This is a genomic window from Pseudomonas atagonensis (assembly GCF_011369485.1).
GTDB classification, from domain to species: domain Bacteria; phylum Pseudomonadota; class Gammaproteobacteria; order Pseudomonadales; family Pseudomonadaceae; genus Aquipseudomonas; species Aquipseudomonas atagonensis.
Genome location: NZ_VXCA01000027.1, coordinates 255,585 through 275,058, shown reverse-complemented (window position 1 = coordinate 275,058; position 19,474 = coordinate 255,585). Strand labels below are relative to the sequence as shown.

The following is a 19,474-nucleotide window of genomic DNA, read 5'->3' as shown; positions in this document are numbered from 1 at the left end:
CTGTCCGTGGCTGGACTCTAACGGGCTAACCTTTCGCTAACCTTTCAGCTGACTTTCGCGGTTTTCGGGCTTCACAGCGGCGGTTGCGGCTGTAAACTCCGCGGCAAAGCGTGGCGCCGGCCATCCCTGAACGAGGTAAAAATCCATGCGTGTCCTGCTCGTCGAAGACCATCTGCAATTGGCCGAAAGCGTCGCTCAGGCGCTCAAGAGCACCGGTCTGACCGTGGATGTGTTGCACGATGGCGTGGCCGCCGACCTGGCGCTCGCCAGCGAGGAATACGCCGTGGTGATCCTCGATGTCGGTCTGCCACGCATGGACGGTTTTGAGGTGCTGGCGCGCTTGCGTGCTCGCGGAAAAAATCTGCCGGTGCTGATGCTGACCGCACGCAGCGATGTGAAAGATCGTGTGCATGGCCTCAATCTGGGTGCCGACGATTACCTCGCCAAACCGTTCGAATTGACCGAACTGGAAGCCCGGGTCAAAGCCCTGTTGCGCCGCAGTGTGCTCGGCGGCGAACGCCAGCAGCGCTGCGGTGTTCTGGCCTATGACCTCGACACCCGGCGCTTCACCCTCGGCGAAGAATTGCTCACCCTGACCTCGCGCGAGCAAGCGGTGCTTGAAGCGCTGATCGCACGCCCTGGCCGGGTGATGAGCAAGGAGCAACTGGCCGCGCAGGTGTTTGGTCTCGATGAAGAAGCCAGCCCCGATGCCATCGAAATCTACGTGCATCGCCTGCGCAAGAAACTCGACGGTCAACCGGTGGCGATCGTGACGTTCCGCGGCCTCGGCTATCTGCTGGAAAGCCGCGATGCATAAGCCCAGCAGCCTGCGTTGGCGGTTGTTGTGGAACCTCGCGTTGTTGTTGGTGGTGCTGATGCTCGCCAGTGGCTTGAGTGCTTACTGGAATGGCCGCGAAGCGGCTGACACTGCCTATGACCGCACCTTGCTGGCCTCGGCACGAACCATCGCGGCCGGCCTGTCGCAACGCGACGGCAGCCTCAGTGCCGACGTGCCTTACGTGGCTCTCGACACCTTCGCCTACGACAGCGCCGGGCGGATTTATTACCAGGTCAACGACATCCATCAGAAGCTGATTTCCGGTTACGAAAACCTCCCCGGACCACCGCCCGGCACGCCGCGCACTGATAGCTACCCGGCATTGGCGCGTTTTTACAACGCGACTTACAAAGGTCAGAACGTGCGTGTGGTCAGCCTGCTCAAGGCTGTCACCGAGCCGAACATGAACGGCATGGCGGAGATTCGCGTCGCTGAAACCGACGAGGCGCGGGTCAGCATGGCCCAGAGTCTGGCGGCTGATACCTTGCTGCGTCTGGGCATGTTGGCGATTGGTGCGTTGTTGTTGGTGTGGTTTGCGGTGAGTGCGGCGTTGCGTCCGCTGGAGCGTTTGCGCACGGCGGTGGAGGAGCGTCAGCCCGACGACTTGCGCCCGTTACCTCTGGTCGAAGTCCAGCATGAGTTTGGGCCGCTGGTGCGCAGCCTCAACCATTTCACCGAGCGTTTGCGGGGGCAGTTCGAGCGACAGGCGCAGTTCATCGCCGATGCCGCCCACGAGTTGCGCACGCCGCTGGCGGCGTTGAAAGCGCGACTGGAGCTGGGCCTGCGCTCCAATGAACCGCAGACCTGGCGCGATACGCTGGAGTCTTCGGCGCAAAGCACCGATCGCCTGACTCATTTGGCCAATCAGTTGCTGTCGCTGGCCCGGGTCGAAAACGGCGCACGGGCGATTGCCGAGGGCGGTGCGCAGTTACTCGATCTCAGCCAGTTGGCCCGGGAATTGGGCATGGCCATGGCGCCGCTGGCGCACAAACGCGGCGTGGCGCTGGCGCTGGAGGCGGATGAACCGGTGTGGCTTCGCGGCGAGCCGACGCTGCTCAACGAGCTGTTGAGCAATCTGGTGGACAACGCACTGGCGCACACACCGCCGGGCGGCAACGTGATTCTGCGAGTGACCGCGCCGGCCGTGCTGGAGGTTGAAGATGACGGGCCGGGGATCCCCCTGGAAGAACGCGACCGGGTGTTCGAGCGGTTCTACCGGCGCAATCAGCAGGTGGCGGGTTCAGGGCTGGGGCTGGCGATTGTCGGCGAGATCTGCCGGGCGCATCTGGCGCAGATCAGCTTGCACGATGGTGAACAGGCGGGGTTGAAAGTGCGGGTCAGTTTTATTGCCGGATAATTGTGGCGGGCTTGCTCGCGAAGGCCGCGCCGCAGGCCTGGATCAGTAAAACATCGTCCGGGATTCTTCCAGGTCTGCGCACAACGCCTTGTTCTCCGGATCGATCCCGAGTTTTCTGAAGGCCGGGACACTCAACGGATCAATCCGCGCAAACGGATGATCGCTGTTCTTGTGGCAATACAGGCTGGCCACTTGCACCAGATCGACGTAATCGATGTCGGCCGAGTCGCGTTTGAAATCCTGATACAACCCCGGCAGTTCCACCAACCGCTCCGGAAACTCCCAGACGCGCAACAGCTTGTCACCGAGCAGCGGGTGAATGTGGTCGATGACATGGTTGAGGCTGACCGGATCGGAGAGCAGCTCGTAGTGATCTTCGGCGTAAGTCAGAATCGGCAGCACACCGATCTGATGCACCAGACCGCCCAACGCTGCCTGATCGGGCTTGAGCTGAGTGTAGCGACGGCACAGCGCGTAGCTGACCCCGGCGATTTCCAGACTCTTGCGCCAGACGTCGCGCATCTTCTGTTCAACCACCTCGGATCGAGCGTGGAAAATCTGCTCCATCACCAGGCCGATTGCCAGGTTGCTGCTGTAATTGATGCCCAGTCGAGTAATGGCGGTGTGCAGGTCGGTGACTTCCTGCGCGGCGCGCAGCAGCGGGCTGTTGACCACTTTGATCAGCCGCGCCGACAGCGCGGTGTCACGGCCGATCACTTTGCTCAGGTCACTCACGCTGATTTCCGGGTCTTCGGCGGCCTTGCGAATTTGCAGGGCCACTTCCGGCAACGTTGGCAGAACCAGGTCATCGTTATCGATGGCCTCAACCAAATCCTGTTGGACCTTATCCGCCAGTTCGCTCATTTAGACTCTCTAGGGTGTTGCAACAAATGCTGCGATCAACGCTGGATTTCGCGGTCGCGATCCAGTTCGTAGGGCAAGTCGAGCAACCGCAGCGCCGGGCCTTCGAGGGCGCCCAGGTGCACATCGCCCGCTTCGGCAGCTTCGGCCTGCAACACCGCCAGGAGTTCAATGTTTTGCCCGGCGCTGGCGGCCAGCACCACTTCGCCGATGGCGCTGTTGTGGCTGGGGGCGAACAACTGAGTGCCCGGCTCCGGCAATTCCGCGACGTCGAGGCTCAAGCGATACAGACGTCGCTTGAGTTTGCCCAGGTATTGCATGCGCGCGACGATTTCCTGACCGGTGTAGCAACCTTTCTTGAAGCTAACGCCACCCACCGCTTGCAGGTTGAGCATTTGCGGGATGAACAGCTCACGGGTGCTCGGCATGACCTGACCGATACCGGCGCGGATCTGGCCCAGCAGCCATTGGTTCAGTTCGCCTTCAGGCAACGTTGCGGCCAGTTCGGCCTTGATTGCATCAGCCTGATCGACAGGGGCCCAAAGTTCGGCACGATCAGGCGAGACGCGAATGGCGATCAAACCTTCACTGCGCACGACGCTGTCGGTTTCCGCCGGCAAGTCCAGACCAAGGCTGGCCAGTGCATTGTCGGCCTGCTCCAGGCCGAAGCGTACCCATGAGGCACTTTCGTCGGTCAGTTTCGACTTGGAGAACACTGCGTACTTTTTCAGATCCGCCAGTTGCGGCTCCAGCAGTTCGCTGGCCATGGCCAGCACCACGCCGTCACCTTCCAGCAGAATGCGGAAACTCGACTGCATCCGGCCTTTCTGCGTGCAGCGCGCGCCGAGGCTGGCCCGGGAATCGCTCAAGTAATTGATATTGCAGGTCAGCTGGCCTTGCAGGAATTTTCCGGCATCCGCGCCGCGAACCGCGAGAACGCCTTCATGAGACAGGGTGCAGAAAAAAGCAGAATCGGCCATGGGTCATCGCAGGGTAAATAGACTGGGGCACATCATAAGGGCGCGTTGTTGAAATGGGTAGTTGATAAAGGATCGGTGGTGCCCGACCAAAGCCGACTGTGCGACTTGCGCGCGGGCTGTATACTTGCCGCCAAATTTGAGGAGGACCCCATGGTCGAACAAGTTGAACTGAATCGCCTCTTTTGGCACAGCCGTCGCGGCATGCTTGAGCTTGACGTGTTGCTGGTGCCTTTCGTGCAGGAGGTTTACGCGACGTTGAATCAGGTGGATCGCGATCTGTATGTGCGTCTGCTGACGTGCGAGGATCAGGACATGTTCGGCTGGTTCATGGAGCGCAGCGAGTCTGAAGATCCGGAACTGCAGCGCATGGTCCGGATGATTCTGGATCGTGTCCAGCCCAAGTAATACGTTCGAATGCCGCTGGCATGCCTCACGGCAGTTGCTGGCGGCGTATCTGTTGGCCCAGGCATTCGCCCTAGGTTCGTTGTTTCTTCTGTCTATTCCACTCTGGGCGAGTCTGCTCGGGGCTTTTGGCTGTTTGCTTCACGGCTTTTGGGTGATGCCGCGGCAGATTCTGCTGACTCATTCCAAGGCGTTTCGCGGCTTGCGTCGCGATGCCGATGGCTGGCAATTGTGGAATCAGGCCGATGGCTGGCAGGCCGTGCAGTTGCGCCCGGACAGTCTCGCGCTGCCGCTGATCGTGGTGCTCAGGTTTCGCCTGCGCGGCGAGTGGCGGGTCAGGTCGATCTGCGTGCCTCAAGACTCGCAGACGGCGGATTTGCACCGACGCCTGCGGGTTCGTCTCAAGTTCAGCCGGCGTAGGTGGGCGGCACCAGAATAGTGTCGAGCGCCTCAGGCAGCATCTGCGGGTAGTCGAGGGTGTAATGCAAGCCGCGACTTTCCTTGCGCTCCATGGCTGAGCTGATCATCAGTTCGGCGACTTGCGCCAGATTACGCAGCTCGATCAGGTCGCGGCTGACTTTGTAGTTGCTGTAAAACTCGTCGATCTCATCCAGCAACAATCGCACGCGGTGCTGCGCCCTTTGCAGACGCTTGTTGGTCCGCACGATGCCGACGTAGTCCCACATGAACCGCCGCAGCTCGTCCCAGTTGTGCGCGATGATCACGTCTTCGTCGGAGTCGGTCACCTGGCTGGCGTCCCAGACGGGCAGGATGTTGGGCGCCGCAATGTCGTCGAGCTGCGCGAGAATGTCCGCCGCCGCCGAGCGGGCATAAACGAAACATTCCAGCAGCGAATTACTGGCCATGCGATTGGCGCCATGCAGGCCGGTGAAGCTGGTTTCGCCGATGGCATACAGACCGGGCACGTCGGTGCGACCGTTTTGATCGACCATGACGCCGCCGCAGGTGTAGTGCGCCGCCGGTACGACCGGGATCGGTTGCTTGGTGATGTCGATGCCAAAGCCCAGGCAGCGCTCATAAACCGTCGGGAAGTGCGTCTTGATGAACGCTTCGGGCTTGTGGCTGATGTCGAGATAGACGCAGTCGATGCCCAGCCGCTTCATTTCATGGTCGATGGCCCGTGCGACGATGTCACGCGGTGCCAGTTCGGCACGCTTGTCGAAGCGGTACATGAAGCGTTCGCCGTTCGGCAGCTTCAAGTGAGCGCCTTCGCCGCGCAGGGCTTCGGTGATCAGGAAGCTCTTGGCTTGCGGGTGATACAGGCAGGTGGGGTGGAACTGATTGAATTCCAGGTTCGCCACTCGACAGCCCGAACGCCAGGCCATGGCGATACCATCACCGCAGGCGCCGTCGGGGTTGCTGGTATAGAGGTAAACCTTGGCTGCACCGCCCGACGCCAGAATCACGAAACGGGCGCCGTAAGTGTCGACTTCGCCGGTCTTTCGATTAAGAACGTAGGCGCCGAGGCAGCGCTCACCGTCCAGACCCAGGCGCCGTTCGGTAATCAGGTCGACGGCCACCCGCTGTTCCAGCAATTCAACGTTCGAACGCTGTTTGGCCTGGGCCAGCAGGGTTTTGAAGATCGCCGCGCCGGTGGCGTCGGCCGCGTGAATGATACGCCGGTGGCTGTGGCCGCCCTCGCGGGTCAGGTGAAATTCGAAACCGCCGTCTTCGGTGCCCGACTGTTCGTCGCGGGTAAACGGCACACCCTGGTCGATCAGCCACTGAATGGCTTCGCGGCTGTGCTCGACGGTGAAACGCACGGCGTCTTCGTGGCACAGACCACCGCCGGCATTGAGGGTGTCGTCAACGTGGGATTCGACAGTGTCGGTATCGTCCAGCACGGCAGCGACGCCACCCTGTGCCCAGAACGTCGATCCGTTGGCCAGATCGCCTTTACTCAAGACCGCAATGCGCAAATGACCGGGGAGGGTCAGCGCGAGACTCAAACCGGCAGCACCGCTGCCAATGACCAGAACATCGTGTTGGAATTGTTGGCTCATTACAGGATTCCGCTTAAAGCGACCCGGGTCGGGGTTGGCGCAAGACAGCTGGATCGGCGAGTCAAGACAGCCACACAGCCCACTAGTATATAGAGGGGTGGGGCGGCACAATAGCCGGGCCTGTATGGCATTGTGAAACTACAGTGACGGAAAAAGCCGGGCGCTTCGTCGGAAGATTTTTCCCCGTGTTTCGGGAAAAGACGACTGTATCGGCGCTGAAACAGACTTTTTCTGCCCTGAGTTGCTCTATGTCGGGTGGGTGCGTCTATAAATAATTGGAACTTTTGCCAAAGGCCCAAGATCAATAGACCGTGCCAGAAATAAGGGACAGTGTCGGCTTCAGTGCGGAATCTGCGGTTGGGGTTCCTGCCGGCGAAACCGATGACAAGATTATTCGCGCAGCCGGTTTATCCCGCGCTGCGTTTTTCGTGCGTGCCAAATCAGAGCGCGCAGGAAACTTGCCTGGAGGGGGAGAACTTTTGCGAAAAGCCCGAGTCTATGTTTGCAAGTCTGGTCGTTTAGTTATGCAAGTCTCCTCCGGGCTTATCGAGGAGTGTTCATGCTAACCCAGGAAGAGGATCAGCAGCTGGTCGAGCGCGTTCAGCGTGGCGACAAGCGAGCTTTCGATCTGTTGGTGCTGAAGTATCAGCACAAGATTCTCGGGTTGATCGTGCGTTTTGTGCACGACACCCATGAAGCCCAGGACGTGGCTCAGGAAGCCTTTATCAAGGCGTATCGAGCACTTGGAAACTTTCGCGGCGACAGTGCGTTTTATACGTGGCTGTACCGTATTGCCATTAACACGGCGAAGAATTACCTGGTTTCACGCGGTCGTCGGCCGCCGGATAGCGATGTGAGTTCTGAAGACGCAGAGTTCTACGATGGCGATCATGGCCTGAAGGATCTCGAGTCACCAGAACGTGCACTGCTGCGGGATGAGATCGAAGGCACCGTCCATCGAACCATTCAGCAACTGCCAGAGGATTTGCGTACGGCTTTAACTTTACGTGAATTCGATGGTCTGAGTTACGAGGACATTGCGAGCGTCATGCAGTGTCCGGTGGGTACCGTGCGCTCCCGGATTTTCCGCGCCCGGGAGGCCATCGATAAAGCCCTGCAGCCGTTGTTGCAGGAAAACTGAGACAGCGGCGACAGCCAAGAGAGGAACGCCATGAGTCGTGAAGCCCTGCAGGAATCGCTGTCCGCGGTGATGGATAACGAAGCGGACGAACTGGAATTGCGTCGAGTGCTCAATGCACTGGACGACGTAGAAACCCGTGAGACCTGGGCTCGTTACCAGATCGCTCGGGCAGCCATGCACAAGGATCTGCTGCTTCCGCGTCTGGACATCGCTGCGGCAGTGTCTGCTGCGCTGGAACACGAAACGGCCCCGGCCAAAGTATCCCGCAGCCCATGGCGCAACCTTGGCCGTCTGGCCGTTGCAGCGTCGGTAACTGTTGCCGTTCTGGCAGGTGTTCGCCTGTACAACCAGGATGAAATCGCTGGTGTTGAACTGGCTCAGCAATCGAATCAGCCAACCCTGTCCGCTCCACAAGTCAAAGGCCCGGCTGTTCTGGCAGGCTATAGTGAGAGTTCGGAAGCTACTGGCCCTATGGCCAACGGCGTTCTGCAGGGTCAACCAGGCTGGCACGATCAGCGTCTGCCAGGCTACTTGCGCCAACATGCGCAACAGGCTGCACTGAAAGGTACTGAAAGCGCGCTGCCCTACGCACGTGCTGCAAGCCTGGAAAACCGTTAAGGAGGATCATGCGCGCCATACCTCTACTTTCGCTTCTGCTCAGTGGCTGGTTCATTGTTCCAGCCCATGCCGATGAGGCCCAGGACTGGTTGACCCGTCTGGGCCAGGCCGAACAGCAGCAAAGCTTTCACGGTACTTTCGTTTACGAGCGTAACGGTAGTTTTTCTACCCACAATATCTGGCATCGCGTCCAGAATGGCCAGGTCCGCGAGCGTTTGCTTCAGCTCGATGGCTCGGCGCAGGAAGTCGTGCGCATTGATGGACATACTCAATGCGTCAGCGGCACCCTGATTGCGGGACTGGGGGATTCTCCCAATTCTGCCGCTCGTCCTCTCGATCCCCAAAAGCTGAAAAACTGGTATGACCTTGCCGTCATTGGCAAATCGCGCGTGGCCGGCCGAGATGCGGTGATCGTGTCGCTGACGCCGCGTGATCAGCATCGTTACGGGTTTGAATTGCACTTGGACAAGCAGACGGGCCTGCCTTTGAAATCGTTATTGTTAAACGACAAGGGGCAGTTGCTCGAGCGTTTCCAGTTCACCAGTCTCGATACGGATGATGTCCCCTCGGACAAAGACTTGCAGGCCGATGCCGATTGCAAGGCAATTACCCTCGACAGCGACAAGGCTTCTGCGGTCAAGGCTGCGCAAGTCTGGCGCTCGGACTGGTTGCCACCTGGCTTCGAACTTACCAGCAGTTCATCGCACAAAGATCCGGAAACCAAGACTCAGGTCAACAGCCTGATGTATGACGACGGTCTGGCGCGATTCTCGGTGTTTCTTGAGCCGCTCAACGGCGCGACGGTTACCGATACGCGCACTCAGCTGGGGCCAACCGTCGCTGTCTCTCGTCGCCTGACCACGCCGCAAGGCGAAATGATGGTGACAGTGGTCGGCGAGATTCCGATTGGCACTGCCGAGCGAATAGCTCTGTCGATGCGCAACGATGCTGCTGCGACCAGCAAGCAGTGAGCTGACGCAAGCCGATTTCACTTCGTCATCGAGACGTAGAAATGTTTGCTGAGCATTTTCATTTGCAAATCACCCGAAAGTTTTTTATAGGTCAGAGCCTCACGGCTCTGGCCTTGTTTGTTGTTCCTGGAAGAAAAATGCCGGCCGGTGGTTTCCGGTGTTCCTTGTTCCATATCGCTTAAACCTGCTCGTCGTAACGGGAGCTGTATGTCGATACCTAGCTTGAAATCTTATCTATCCATATTCGCCACGGTGCTGCTGCTCGGTCAGGCTGTCCCTGCCGCACAGGCGGCCGACCTGCCTGACTTCACTCAACTGGTCGAACAGGCTTCGCCTGCGGTGGTGAACATCAGTACCACGCAGAAACTGCCGGATCGCAAAGTGAACCAGCAGATGCCGGATCTGGAAGGCCTGCCGCCGATGCTTCGCGAATTCTTCGAGCGCGGCATGCCGCCTCAGTCGCGTTCGCCGCGCGGTGATCGTCAGCGTGAAGCGCAGTCGCTGGGCTCGGGCTTCATCATTTCGCCGGATGGCTACATCCTCACCAACAATCACGTGATTGCCGATGCCGACGAAATTCTTGTGCGTCTGGCTGATCGCAGTGAGATGAAAGCCAAACTGATCGGCACCGACCCGCGTTCCGACGTGGCTCTGCTGAAAATCGAAGGCAAGGATTTGCCGGTGCTCAAACTGGGTAAATCCCAAGATCTGAAAGCCGGCCAGTGGGTCGTGGCAATCGGTTCGCCTTTCGGCTTTGACCACACCGTGACCCAAGGTATCGTCAGCGCCGTGGGCCGTAGCCTGCCGAACGAAAACTATGTGCCATTCATCCAGACCGACGTGCCGATCAACCCGGGCAACTCCGGTGGTCCGCTGTTCAACCTGAACGGTGAAGTGGTCGGGATCAACTCGCAGATCTATACCCGTTCCGGCGGCTTCATGGGCGTGTCGTTCGCGATCCCTATCGATGTGGCGATGGATGTTTCCAATCAGCTCAAGAGCGGTGGCAAGGTCAGCCGTGGCTGGCTGGGTGTGGTTATCCAGGAAGTGAACAAGGATCTGGCCGAATCGTTCGGTCTGGAGAAACCGGCCGGTGCGCTGGTTGCGCAGATTCAGGATGATGGCCCGGCGGCCAAGGGCGGCCTGCAAGTCGGCGACGTGATCCTCAGCATGAACGGCCAGCCGATCGTCATGTCCGCTGACCTGCCTCATCTGGTAGGGGCGCTGAAAGCGGGTGCCAAAGCCAATCTGGAAGTGATCCGTGAGGGCAAGCGCAAGAATGTCGAACTGACAGTTGGCGCGATCCCGGACGAAGACAAAGAGCTGGATGCACTGCCGAAATCCGGTGCGGAAACCAACAGCAACCGCCTCGGCGTTTCGGTGGGAGAGTTGACCGCCGAGCAGAAGAAAACCTACGACCTCAAAGGTGGTGTGGTGATCAAGGAAGTGCAGGACGGTCCTGCGGCCCTGATCGGTCTGCAACCGGGTGACGTCATCACTCACCTGAACAACCAGGCCATCGGTTCCGCCAAGGAGTTTGCCGAGATCGCCAAGGCGCTGCCGAAGAATCGTTCGGTGTCGATGCGGGTTCTGCGTCAGGGACGTGCCAGCTTCATCACCTTCAAACTGGCTGAGTAATCCAGCGGTAAGGTAAAAAAAAACCGCCTCGAAAGAGGCGGTTTTTTTATGCCTGAAGCTTTTAGGTGGCCAATGGAAACTCAGCCCATCATGTCCTTGATCATGCGTTCCTGCTCCATCAGCTCGCGCTGGCGGGCATCGATTCGCGACGACAGCGGGAAGTTATTGCCTGCCTTGCGCTTGGCAAAGTCCAGTTGCTGAATCGCCTGACGGTAATCGCCCACCAGCGCGAAGTACTCGGCGCGAGCTTGGTGCAAGCCGATGATGTTGCCCGACAGGCCACGGGTTTCGGCAACCTGATACCAGACGTCCGGATCATCCGGGCGTGATTTCAGCAAGCCTTCCAGGGCTTTCTCGGCATCGGGGGCGCGATTCTGTTTCAGCAGCAGATCCACGCGAACCTGATTCAGCGGGTAGTTGCCCGGGTACTGCGCGAGCATCCGGTCAACCCGCGACTGCGCATCGGGTAAGCGGTTGTTAGTGATGTCCAGATCGACCTGGGCGAGGTTATAGATGATCTCGTTCGGCGCCGTGGCCAGCAGTTGTTTAAGGTTTTCGCGCGCTTCGTTCAACTGGCCGCCCTTGATCTGCGCAATCGCCAGACCATAACGCGCCACGTCGTTTTTGGGGTTTTCATCCAGTTGCGCACGGAAGCGTTTGGCGCCCAGCCCCGGCGTTTCTTCGTAGATCAATTGCACTCGCGCACGAATCAGCTGGTAACGCAGGCTGTCTTCGATACCGCCCGGTTTCGCTTGCTCGGCACGGTTGCGGGTGTCGGCGATACGCGATTCGGTGACGGGGTGAGTCAGCAAAAATTCCGGTGGTTTGGCGTCGAAGCGATACTGGCGCATCAAGCGTTCAAACATGGTCGGCATCGAGCGAGGATCGTATCCGGCCTTTTCCAGATTGAGGATGCCGATGCGGTCGGCTTCCTGCTCGTTCTGGCGAGAGAAAGTGCGTTGCGACTGAATCGCTGCCGCCTGGGTGCCCGCGATGGTCGCGATACCGGCGTCACCGCCGCCCGCTGCCGCAATCACGATACCGGCCAACAAGGCGGCCATCATCGGTACCTGCATCCGCTGCGAGGCTTCGACGCCGCGAGCAAAGTGGCGTTGCGACAAGTGAGCCAGTTCGTGCGCCAGTACCGAGGCGTATTCACCTTCGGTCTGTGCGTTCAGAAACAAACCACCGTTGACCCCGACCACGCCGCCCGGTGCCGCGAAGGCGTTGAGCTGCGGGCTGTTGATCAGAATGAATTCGAGACGCCGATCCGTGACCTGACTGGTCTCCACCAGCTTGTACACGCTGGATTCGACATAGTCCTTGAGCTGCGGATCGTTGAGCTGTGAAACCTGACTGCGCAACATGGCCAGCCAGGCGCGACCGAGCTGATATTCCTGTTGCGGCGAGACAATGGCAGAACTGGCGTCGCCGAGTGACGGCAGATCGTCGGCAAAGCCCGGTGAGGCGAGCAGGCAAGCGAGCGTCAGCAGGGTAGGGCGCAGAAAAGTCATGCACAAAGCCTTAGAAGACAAAGACCTTACTGTAGCCGGACACCGGGCCTGCGACCAGATATTCTAGGCAGCTCGACTGACCTGATCCGGAGTGACGCAATGACTGACGCTGTAGCCCATGATGCGGAACTGGACGCCAGTGGCCTGAATTGCCCGTTACCGTTGCTCAAGGCAAAAATGGAGCTGAACAAGCTGCAAAGCGGTGCCGTGCTCAAGGTGATCGCCACCGATGCCGGTTCGCAACGTGACTTCCGCACCTTTGCCCGTTTGGCCGGTCATACGCTGCTGCGCGAAGAAGACGAAGCAGGCGTTTACCGCTACTGGTTGAAAAAAGCCTGAAAAAACGCGTACAGACCTAAGGATTATTGATGTTCAAAGTGTTACGCGACTGGATTCAGCGCTACTTCTCCGATGAAGAGGCCGTGGTGCTGGCGGTATTGCTGGTGCTGGCCTTTACCGCCGTGCTTACCCTCGGTGGCATGCTGGCGCCCGTACTGGCCGGGATGGTGTTGGCGTACCTGATGCAGGGTCTGGTGGTCACGCTCGAGCGACTGCGGGTGCCGGGCGGTGCGGCGGTGGGGTTGGTGTTTGCATTGTTCATGGGCGTGCTGATGCTGTTCATCGTCGTGGTGATGCCGCTGCTCTGGCATCAGTTGATCACGCTGTTCAATGAACTGCCGGGCATGCTCGCCAAGTGGCAATCGTTGCTGCTGTTGCTGCCGGAACGCTATCCGCATCTGGTGTCCGATGAGCAAGTGCTGCAAGCGATCGAGGCCGCCCGTGGCGAAATCGGCAAGTTCGGCCAGTGGGCGCTGACGTTCTCGCTGTCGAGTTTGCCGCTGCTGGTGAACATCATGATCTACCTCGTTCTGGTGCCGATTCTGGTGTTCTTCTTCCTCAAGGATCGGGCGATGATCGGCGAATGGGTGCGCGGATATTTGCCGCGTGAGCGCGCGCTGATCACTCGGGTCGCCCAGGAAATGAACCGGCAAATCGCCAATTACATTCGCGGCAAAGTCATCGAGATTGTGATCTGCGGTGGCGTGACCTACATCGCTTTTGTAACGCTCGGTCTTAACTATGCGGCGCTGCTCGCGTTGCTGGTCGGTGTGTCGGTAGTTGTGCCGTATGTCGGTGCGGTGGTGGTGACCGTGCCGGTGCTTTTGATTGCACTGTTCCAGTGGGGCTGGAGCGATCAGTTCATTTATATGATGGCGGTCTACGGAATCATCCAGACACTGGATGGCAACGTGCTGGTGCCGTTGCTGTTTTCCGAAGCAGTCAACTTGCACCCGGTGGCAATTATCTGCGCGGTGCTGTTGTTCGGCGGTTTGTGGGGGTTCTGGGGTGTGTTCTTTGCGATCCCGCTGGCGACGCTGTTCAAGGCAGTGCTGGATGCCTGGCCGCGCAAGGAGCCGGTGGTGGCGCCACTGCTGTAGCGGTTGTTCCTGATTATTCGGTGAGGCTTAGGGCCTCTTCGCGAGCAAGCCCGCTCCCACATTGAATTTGTGAATACCACAGATTCAATGTGGGAGCGGGCTTGCTCGCGAAGGCGTCAATGAGATTGACGCAAAAACATCAGGCTTTATTCAAAGCCTGAGCAGCAGCCAGCACCGCATCGACATGCCCCGGCACTTTCACGCCGCGCCACTCCTGACGCAACACACCGTCCTTATCAATCAGGAAGGTGCTGCGATCAACACCCAGGTATTCCTTGCCATACAGTTTCTTCAACTTGATCACGTCGAACAGCTGGCAGACGGCTTCGTCCTTGTCGCTGATCAGCTCGAACGGAAACTCTTGCTTGCACTTGAAGTTCTCGTGGGACTTCAGGCTGTCGCGGGATATACCGAAAATCTCGGTATTGGCAGCCTGGAATGCCGCGTACTGGTCGCGAAAGCCCTGACCTTCGGTGGTGCAGCCCGGGGTGCTGTCCTTCGGGTAGAAGTAGATCACCACTTGCTTGCCCTTCAGGGCAGTCAGGCTGACGGTTTGCCCGCTGGTGGCAGGTGCTTCGAAATCCGCAACCGGTTGGTCGATGACAACGGCCATGAAAGCTTCCTTACATTGGGTTTTGTGGGCGCCAAGGCTCGATCAGTGCGTCAAGGTTCATTGCGTCAGCGAAATCGAGGAACTGATCACGCAGCCAACTGATCTGGGTGCCGGCCGGCAATGTCACGGTGAACGTGGCGTTGAGCATGGTGCCGCCGGTCTGTGGGGCCTGATACGTATCGCAGGTCAGGTTTTCCAGTTCGACGTTGTGATCCATGAAGAACTGGCACAGCTCGTTGATGATGTCCGGGCGATACGCCGAGCTGACATACGCCACGTACGGCAGAGCTTGCGGGCGATTTTCCAGTGCCGCGCTGCGCACCACGTTGACGGTGAACGCATGCTTTTTGGCGAGGCCTGACAGGCTGCCTTCAAGGCGCGCGAGGGCGTCCCAGCTGCCGGAGATCTCGAGGATCAGCGCGCTGCACTCGCCGTGGCGGGTCAGGCGAGAAGTAACCACGGCGCAGCGATTTTCATGGCTGGCGCGGCACAGGACGTTAGTCAGCTCCATGGGGTTGGCGCCGAGGGCACTGATGACAAGGAATTGTTCGCGAACTGTGGGGGTGGACATGCAGCATTCCTAAAGCGATGAGCGGTCGGTAGGTTACGGACGTCGAGCGCCGGGTAGCGCCAGTGTGTGCCGATTCAGGCGATCCGTTCAAAATGCCCCGGCAAGCGCTCGCGGCTCGCTCCACTATAGCGGGAGCGCGTCGATGCGACGCAGGAACGGGGTCTGGGAGGCCGAAAAGGGAGGCTGGAACCCGGCGTACAAGCTGATCAGTACCGATCAAAGTCTGAAGGGTAGCGAAAAGCGACGCCAAGGGGAATGGCGGCGGCGCAGTACTTTGCTTGTGCAAGCATCTTGGCGCCAGTACCATTACCGCTCTCTTTTTCCGGCAGGAGCGGTTTCATGATTGCGGGCAGTATGGTGGCACTGGTCACTCCCATGGATGCACAAGGGCGTCTTGACTGGGACAGCCTCAGCAAACTCGTGGACTTCCATCTCAAGAACGGCACCCATGCCATTGTCGCGGTCGGTACTACCGGCGAGTCGGCGACCCTTGATGTAGAAGAACACATCGCCGTCATCAAAGCCGTGGTCAAACAGGTTGCCGGGCGCATTCCGGTCATCGCCGGCACTGGCGCCAACTCGACCCGCGAAGCCGTCGAGCTGACCCGCAATGCCAAAGAAGCCGGCGCCGATGCCTGCCTGCTGGTGGTTCCGTACTACAACAAGCCGACCCAGGAAGGCCTGTACCAGCACTTCAAGCACATCGCTGAAGCGGTCGACATTCCACAGATTCTCTACAACGTACCTGGCCGCACGTCTTGCGACATGCAGGCCGAGACCGTGATTCGCCTGTCCACCGTGCCGAACATCATCGGCATCAAGGAAGCCACCGGTGACCTGAAGCGCGCCAAGGCAATCATCGACGGCGTGAGCAAGGACTTCATCGTGCTGTCCGGCGATGATCCGACCGCAGTCGAGCTGATCCTGCTGGGCGGCAAAGGCAACATCTCCGTCACCGCCAACGTCGCGCCGCGCGAAATGGCCGACCTGTGCGAGGCTGCGCTCAAGGGCGACGCCGAAACCGCACGAGCCATCAACGAAAAACTGATGCCGCTGCACAAGGACCTGTTCATCGAAGCCAACCCGATTCCGGTGAAGTGGGCTCTGGTTGAAATGGGCCTGATGCACGAAGGCATCCGCCTGCCGCTGACCTGGCTGAGCACACCTTGTCATGAAACGTTGCGCTCGGCCCTGCGCCAGTGCAGCGTCCTGGTTTAATTGAGGAAGTACAACGCATGAAGCGAATGGCCGGACTTTCCGCACTTGCCTTGATTATCTCCAGCACCAGTGGCTGCGGATGGGTCTGGGGCCCGGAAGGTTATTTCCGTGACCGTGGTAGCGATTACCTGGAAGCGCAACAGACTGCACCGATGCAACTGCCACCGGATGTCAGTACCTCCAAGCGCCTGGATCCGCTGCTGCCGATCCCGCGTAACGTGGCTGACGATACCGCCAAGGGCGAATACGTGGTTCCACGTCCTCAGCCGCTGTCTGCCGTTGCCGATGCCAGCGATTACTCGCTGCAGAAGAGCGGAGATTCGCGTTGGGTCGTGGCTCAGCATCCTCCGGCCGAAGTCTGGCCAGTGGCTGTGCAGTTCTTCCAGGACAACGGCTTCCGTCTGGACGAGCAGCGCCCGCAAACTGGCGAGTTCACTACTACCTGGCAGCATTCCGATGAGCTGTCCGCCGCCATGGCCAAGCGTCTGACTGCCGCTGGCGTCGGTGCCGACAGCGAAACCCGCGTTCGTGTGCGTATCGAGCCGGGCGTGCAGCGCAATACCAGTGAAATCTACGTGGTCAGTGCCGAGCGTCCTGCCGGCAGCACGGCCGACGTGGCCTTCACCAACCGTTCGGTCAACACTGGCCTGGACGCCGCGCTGGTCGACGACATGCTGGCGAGCATGAGCCGTATCTCCGAGAAGGGCGGTTCGGTGTCGATGCTGGCATCGCGCGATTTCGATACCCCGAGCCGTGTCAGCCTCAGCGAAGACGGCAGCGGCAACCCGGTATTGAACGTCGGTTCCGATCTGGATCGTGCCTGGTCGAGCGTTGGCCGTGCACTGGAGCAAGGTGAATGGCGCGTTGAAGACATCAACCGTAGCCTGGGCCTGTACTACATCAACTTGTCCGAAAAGGCCGAGAAGAAAGACGACAAGCCTGGCTTCTTCAGCAGCCTGTTCGGCAGCGCGCCGAGCAAGGAAGAAGTTGAAGCCCGCGCCGAGCGCTATCAGGTTCGCCTGAGCAAGGTCGGTGAAAACGTTCAGGTCACCGTCGAGAAAAACATCAACACCGTTGCGCCGGCCGATGTGGCCCGCAAAGTGTTGAGCGTGATTCAGGACAACCTGGGCTGATCACATGCGTTTTGCCGTTCTCGGCAGCGGTAGCCAAGGGAACGGCACGCTGATCGCCAGTGCTGATACGTATGTGCTGGTGGATTGTGGTTTTTCCCTTCGGGAAACCGAAAAACGCCTGTTGCGCCTGGGTGTGAACCCGGCGCAACTGAGTGCGATACTCGTAACCCACGAACATGCCGACCACGTGCATGGCGTGGGTTTACTGTCTCGGCGCTACAATCTACCGGTCTACCTCAGTCGCGGCACACTGCGCGGGATGCGCAAACCGATTGAACCCGCAGGCTTTCTGGCCGGCGGCGAGCAACTGCAGATCGGTGCTCTGAACATCGGGGTCATTGCCGTGGCCCATGATGCGCAGGAGCCGACCCAGTATGTCTTCAGTGATCACGAGCAGCGGCGTTTCGGTCTGCTGACCGACCTGGGGTCCTGGTGCGAGCGGGTGCTGGAGGGTTATCGGGATCTCGATGCGTTGATGATCGAATCCAACCATTGTCGCGACATGCTGGTCCGTGGTCATTACCCGTACTTTCTCAAGCAGCGGGTGGGCGGCGAGCTGGGACATTTGAACAACCATCAGGCGGCATTCCTGGTGTCCGAGTTGGGCTGGCAGGGTCTGCAACACCTGGTTCTAGCCCACCTGAGCAGCAAGAACAACTTGCCGCAGCTGGCCCGGCAATGTTTTGTCGACACCCTCGGGTGCGACCCGGACTGGCTGCAACTGGCCGATCAAGATTCAGGGCTCGACTGGCGTCACATCGCCTAGCCCACCTACTTAGCAAGCGGAGCCCATCATGGAAAAACGTGAAGAACTCTACCGCGGCAAAGCCAAATCGGTTTACAAGACCGACGACGCTGACCGCTTGATCCTGCTGTTTCGCAACGACACCTCGGCGTTCGACGGCAAGCGTATCGAGCAGCTCGACCGCAAAGGCATGGTGAACAACAAGTTCAACGCCTTCATCATGCAGAAACTCGAAGCGGCCGGCATTCCGACCCAATTCGACAAACTGCTGGCCGATAACGAAGTCCTGGTGAAGAAGCTCGACATGATCCCGGTCGAGTGCGTTGTGCGTAACTACGCCGCCGGCAGCCTGGTCAAGCGCCTGGGTGTAGAAGAGGGCATGAAGCTCAACCCTTACACCTTCGAACTGTTTCTGAAGGACGACGCCAAGGGCGACCCGTTCATCAACGAATCACACGTCGTGGCATTCGGTTGGGGCACCGCCGAGCAACTGGTTCGCATGAAAGAACTGTCGCTCAAGGTCAACGAAGTCCTGACCAAGCTGTTCGACGACGCCGGCCTGCTGCTGGTCGACTTCAAGCTTGAATTCGGCGTGTTCAGCGACGGCTCCATCGTCCTTGGCGACGAGTTCAGCCCGGACGGCTGCCGTCTGTGGGACAAGGACACCAAGAAGAAGATGGACAAGGATCGCTTCCGTCAGGGCCTCGGTGACGTCATCGAAGCCTACGAAGAAGTCGCCAACCGTCTGGGTGTACCGCTTTAATCGACGCAAGCATCTGATAGCACGAAGAAATTTTCGAAAGAGGGTTTGCTTTCGGTAAAAGTGTTGTTATGATGCGCGCCGTTGGAGAGATGCCAGAGTGGCCGAATGGGACGGATTCGAAATCCGTTGTACCTTCACCGGTACCTAGGGTTCGAATCCCTATCTCTCCGCCATTACATAGAAAAAGCCCCGTAGCTGAGAAGCTGCGGGGCTTTTTTGTTTGTGCCTGGGAAAGGTGTTTGCAAGAGAGCGCTCCTTTTTCACGTAATTCGCAACATCAACGAAGCCCCGTAGATCAAAACCTACGAGGCTTTTTCGTTCTAGAAGGGCTATCCGCTAAAACCCTTAAATCTCCTTCACCGGCGTCTCACCCTGCACTGCCTTGATCAACGCGATCACGTGCAAACAATCCGCCTTGTTCACATAAGACTCGCCGCTGGCGATGGTCTCGTGATTACCCGCGCGCAATCTCCAGCGCCATTGTCCCTGGCCGGAACTCGGGGTGCCTCTGGATTGCCTGTAAATCTCGAAATACATTCAGTTCGCTCCATGCGATGGATTGTGCGACAGCCTGTGTGCCGCATTGACGCAAGCCTAGCGCAGGGCTGTTTTTTGGCCATCGAGGATTTGTTTCCAATCGTTCGTGGA

The 19,474-nt window shown here is 59.1% G+C and carries 21 protein-coding genes and 1 tRNA gene; 15 read left to right on the top strand and 7 right to left on the bottom strand.

Annotation, left to right across the window (positions count from 1 at the left end; genetic code table 11):
- Positions 1–145: 145 nt before the first annotated feature.
- Together F2P67_RS20010 and F2P67_RS20005 are read left to right on the top strand one after the other, a co-directional pair.
- Positions 146–817, top strand: coding sequence for a response regulator (locus F2P67_RS20010; RefSeq protein WP_166222702.1), 672 nt, complete (start codon positions 146–148; stop codon positions 815–817).
- Positions 810–2,195, top strand: a complete 1,386-nt coding sequence (locus F2P67_RS20005; protein ID WP_166222701.1) for a sensor histidine kinase — start codon at positions 810–812, stop codon at positions 2,193–2,195. Before F2P67_RS20010 ends, F2P67_RS20005 begins: the two co-directional genes overlap by 8 nt.
- Before the next feature lie 42 nt (positions 2,196–2,237).
- Here F2P67_RS20005 and F2P67_RS20000 read toward each other — a convergent pair whose 3' ends face one another.
- Both F2P67_RS20000 and ygfZ read right to left on the bottom strand, forming a co-directional pair.
- Entirely contained in the window at positions 2,238–3,059 is an 822-nt protein-coding gene (locus tag F2P67_RS20000) for an HDOD domain-containing protein (protein ID WP_166222699.1), read from the bottom strand.
- Positions 3,060–3,094: 35 nt separating this feature from the next.
- A complete protein-coding gene (ygfZ, locus tag F2P67_RS19995; protein WP_166222697.1) occupies positions 3,095–4,036 on the bottom strand; it encodes a CAF17-like 4Fe-4S cluster assembly/insertion protein YgfZ in 942 nt (313 codons plus the stop codon).
- A gap of 150 nt (positions 4,037–4,186) precedes the next feature.
- Here ygfZ and F2P67_RS19990 point away from each other — a divergent pair, with 150 nt between their 5' ends.
- Positions 4,187–4,441: an FAD assembly factor SdhE gene (locus tag F2P67_RS19990; RefSeq protein WP_007911418.1), complete on the top strand. Its 255-nt coding sequence runs from the start codon at positions 4,187–4,189 to the stop codon at positions 4,439–4,441.
- On the top strand, positions 4,425–4,877 hold the full coding sequence (locus F2P67_RS19985) for a protein YgfX (protein WP_166222695.1): 453 nt from the start codon (positions 4,425–4,427) through the stop codon (positions 4,875–4,877). The genes F2P67_RS19990 and F2P67_RS19985 overlap by 17 nt, the downstream gene beginning before the upstream one ends.
- On the opposite strand, the gene nadB is transcribed toward F2P67_RS19985, so the two are convergent.
- Positions 4,846–6,462 (bottom strand): L-aspartate oxidase, encoded by a 1,617-nt coding sequence (gene nadB, locus F2P67_RS19980; protein ID WP_166222693.1) that lies wholly within the window; start codon positions 6,460–6,462, stop codon positions 4,846–4,848. The two genes, F2P67_RS19985 and nadB, sit on opposite strands and share 32 nt — an antisense overlap.
- Before the next feature lie 559 nt (positions 6,463–7,021).
- Between nadB and rpoE the strand changes: the two genes are divergently transcribed.
- From rpoE to F2P67_RS19960, 4 genes are all read left to right on the top strand, one after another.
- A complete protein-coding gene (rpoE, locus tag F2P67_RS19975; RefSeq protein ID WP_003172477.1) occupies positions 7,022–7,603 on the top strand; it encodes an RNA polymerase sigma factor RpoE/AlgU in 582 nt (193 codons plus the stop codon).
- Positions 7,604–7,633: 30 nt separating this feature from the next.
- Positions 7,634–8,221: a sigma-E factor negative regulatory protein gene (locus F2P67_RS19970; protein ID WP_166222691.1), complete on the top strand. Its 588-nt coding sequence runs from the start codon at positions 7,634–7,636 to the stop codon at positions 8,219–8,221.
- Positions 8,222–8,229: 8 nt separating this feature from the next.
- A complete protein-coding gene (locus tag F2P67_RS19965; protein ID WP_166222690.1) occupies positions 8,230–9,192 on the top strand; it encodes a MucB/RseB C-terminal domain-containing protein in 963 nt (320 codons plus the stop codon).
- Positions 9,193–9,399: 207 nt separating this feature from the next.
- Positions 9,400–10,830 carry a DegQ family serine endoprotease gene (locus F2P67_RS19960; RefSeq protein WP_166222688.1) on the top strand — a complete coding sequence of 477 codons (1,431 nt, stop codon included), beginning with the start codon at positions 9,400–9,402 and terminating at the stop codon, positions 10,828–10,830.
- Positions 10,831–10,910: 80 nt separating this feature from the next.
- Here the strand turns inward: F2P67_RS19960 and F2P67_RS19955 are convergent, their stop codons facing one another.
- Positions 10,911–12,344, bottom strand: coding sequence for a M48 family metalloprotease (locus F2P67_RS19955; protein ID WP_166222686.1), 1,434 nt, complete (start codon positions 12,342–12,344; stop codon positions 10,911–10,913).
- Positions 12,345–12,443: 99 nt separating this feature from the next.
- On the opposite strand from F2P67_RS19955, the gene F2P67_RS19950 reads away from it, so the two are divergent.
- Positions 12,444–12,683: a sulfurtransferase TusA family protein gene (locus tag F2P67_RS19950; protein WP_166222684.1), complete on the top strand. Its 240-nt coding sequence runs from the start codon at positions 12,444–12,446 to the stop codon at positions 12,681–12,683.
- A gap of 29 nt (positions 12,684–12,712) precedes the next feature.
- Positions 12,713–13,783 (top strand): AI-2E family transporter, encoded by a 1,071-nt coding sequence (locus F2P67_RS19945; protein WP_166222682.1) that lies wholly within the window; start codon positions 12,713–12,715, stop codon positions 13,781–13,783.
- A gap of 139 nt (positions 13,784–13,922) precedes the next feature.
- Here F2P67_RS19945 and F2P67_RS19940 read toward each other — a convergent pair whose 3' ends face one another.
- Both F2P67_RS19940 and F2P67_RS19935 read right to left on the bottom strand, forming a co-directional pair.
- Entirely contained in the window at positions 13,923–14,396 is a 474-nt protein-coding gene (locus F2P67_RS19940; RefSeq protein WP_166222680.1) for a peroxiredoxin, read from the bottom strand.
- Between the two features lie 10 nt (positions 14,397–14,406).
- A complete protein-coding gene (locus F2P67_RS19935; protein WP_016984694.1) occupies positions 14,407–14,967 on the bottom strand; it encodes a glycine cleavage system transcriptional repressor in 561 nt (186 codons plus the stop codon).
- Between the two features lie 339 nt (positions 14,968–15,306).
- Here F2P67_RS19935 and dapA point away from each other — a divergent pair, with 339 nt between their 5' ends.
- The 5 genes from dapA (at position 15,307) to F2P67_RS19910 (ending at position 18,999) form a co-directional block, all read left to right on the top strand.
- Positions 15,307–16,185 (top strand): 4-hydroxy-tetrahydrodipicolinate synthase, encoded by an 879-nt coding sequence (dapA, locus tag F2P67_RS19930; RefSeq protein ID WP_085747220.1) that lies wholly within the window; start codon positions 15,307–15,309, stop codon positions 16,183–16,185.
- A gap of 17 nt (positions 16,186–16,202) precedes the next feature.
- Entirely contained in the window at positions 16,203–17,318 is a 1,116-nt protein-coding gene (gene bamC / locus F2P67_RS19925; RefSeq protein WP_166222678.1) for an outer membrane protein assembly factor BamC, read from the top strand.
- Positions 17,319–17,322: 4 nt separating this feature from the next.
- Complete coding sequence (locus tag F2P67_RS19920; RefSeq protein ID WP_166222676.1) at positions 17,323–18,084, top strand: MBL fold metallo-hydrolase; 762 nt, start codon at positions 17,323–17,325, stop codon at positions 18,082–18,084.
- 28 nt (positions 18,085–18,112) lie between these two features.
- Positions 18,113–18,826 carry a phosphoribosylaminoimidazolesuccinocarboxamide synthase gene (gene purC / locus F2P67_RS19915; RefSeq protein WP_103305607.1) on the top strand — a complete coding sequence of 238 codons (714 nt, stop codon included), beginning with the start codon at positions 18,113–18,115 and terminating at the stop codon, positions 18,824–18,826.
- Between the two features lie 83 nt (positions 18,827–18,909).
- Positions 18,910–18,999: transfer RNA gene (locus F2P67_RS19910), tRNA-Ser, on the top strand.
- Positions 19,000–19,171: 172 nt separating this feature from the next.
- On the opposite strand, the gene F2P67_RS19905 is transcribed toward F2P67_RS19910, so the two are convergent.
- Positions 19,172–19,363, bottom strand: coding sequence for a YegP family protein (locus tag F2P67_RS19905; RefSeq protein ID WP_166222674.1), 192 nt, complete (start codon positions 19,361–19,363; stop codon positions 19,172–19,174).
- Between the last annotated feature and the right edge of the window lie 111 nt (positions 19,364–19,474).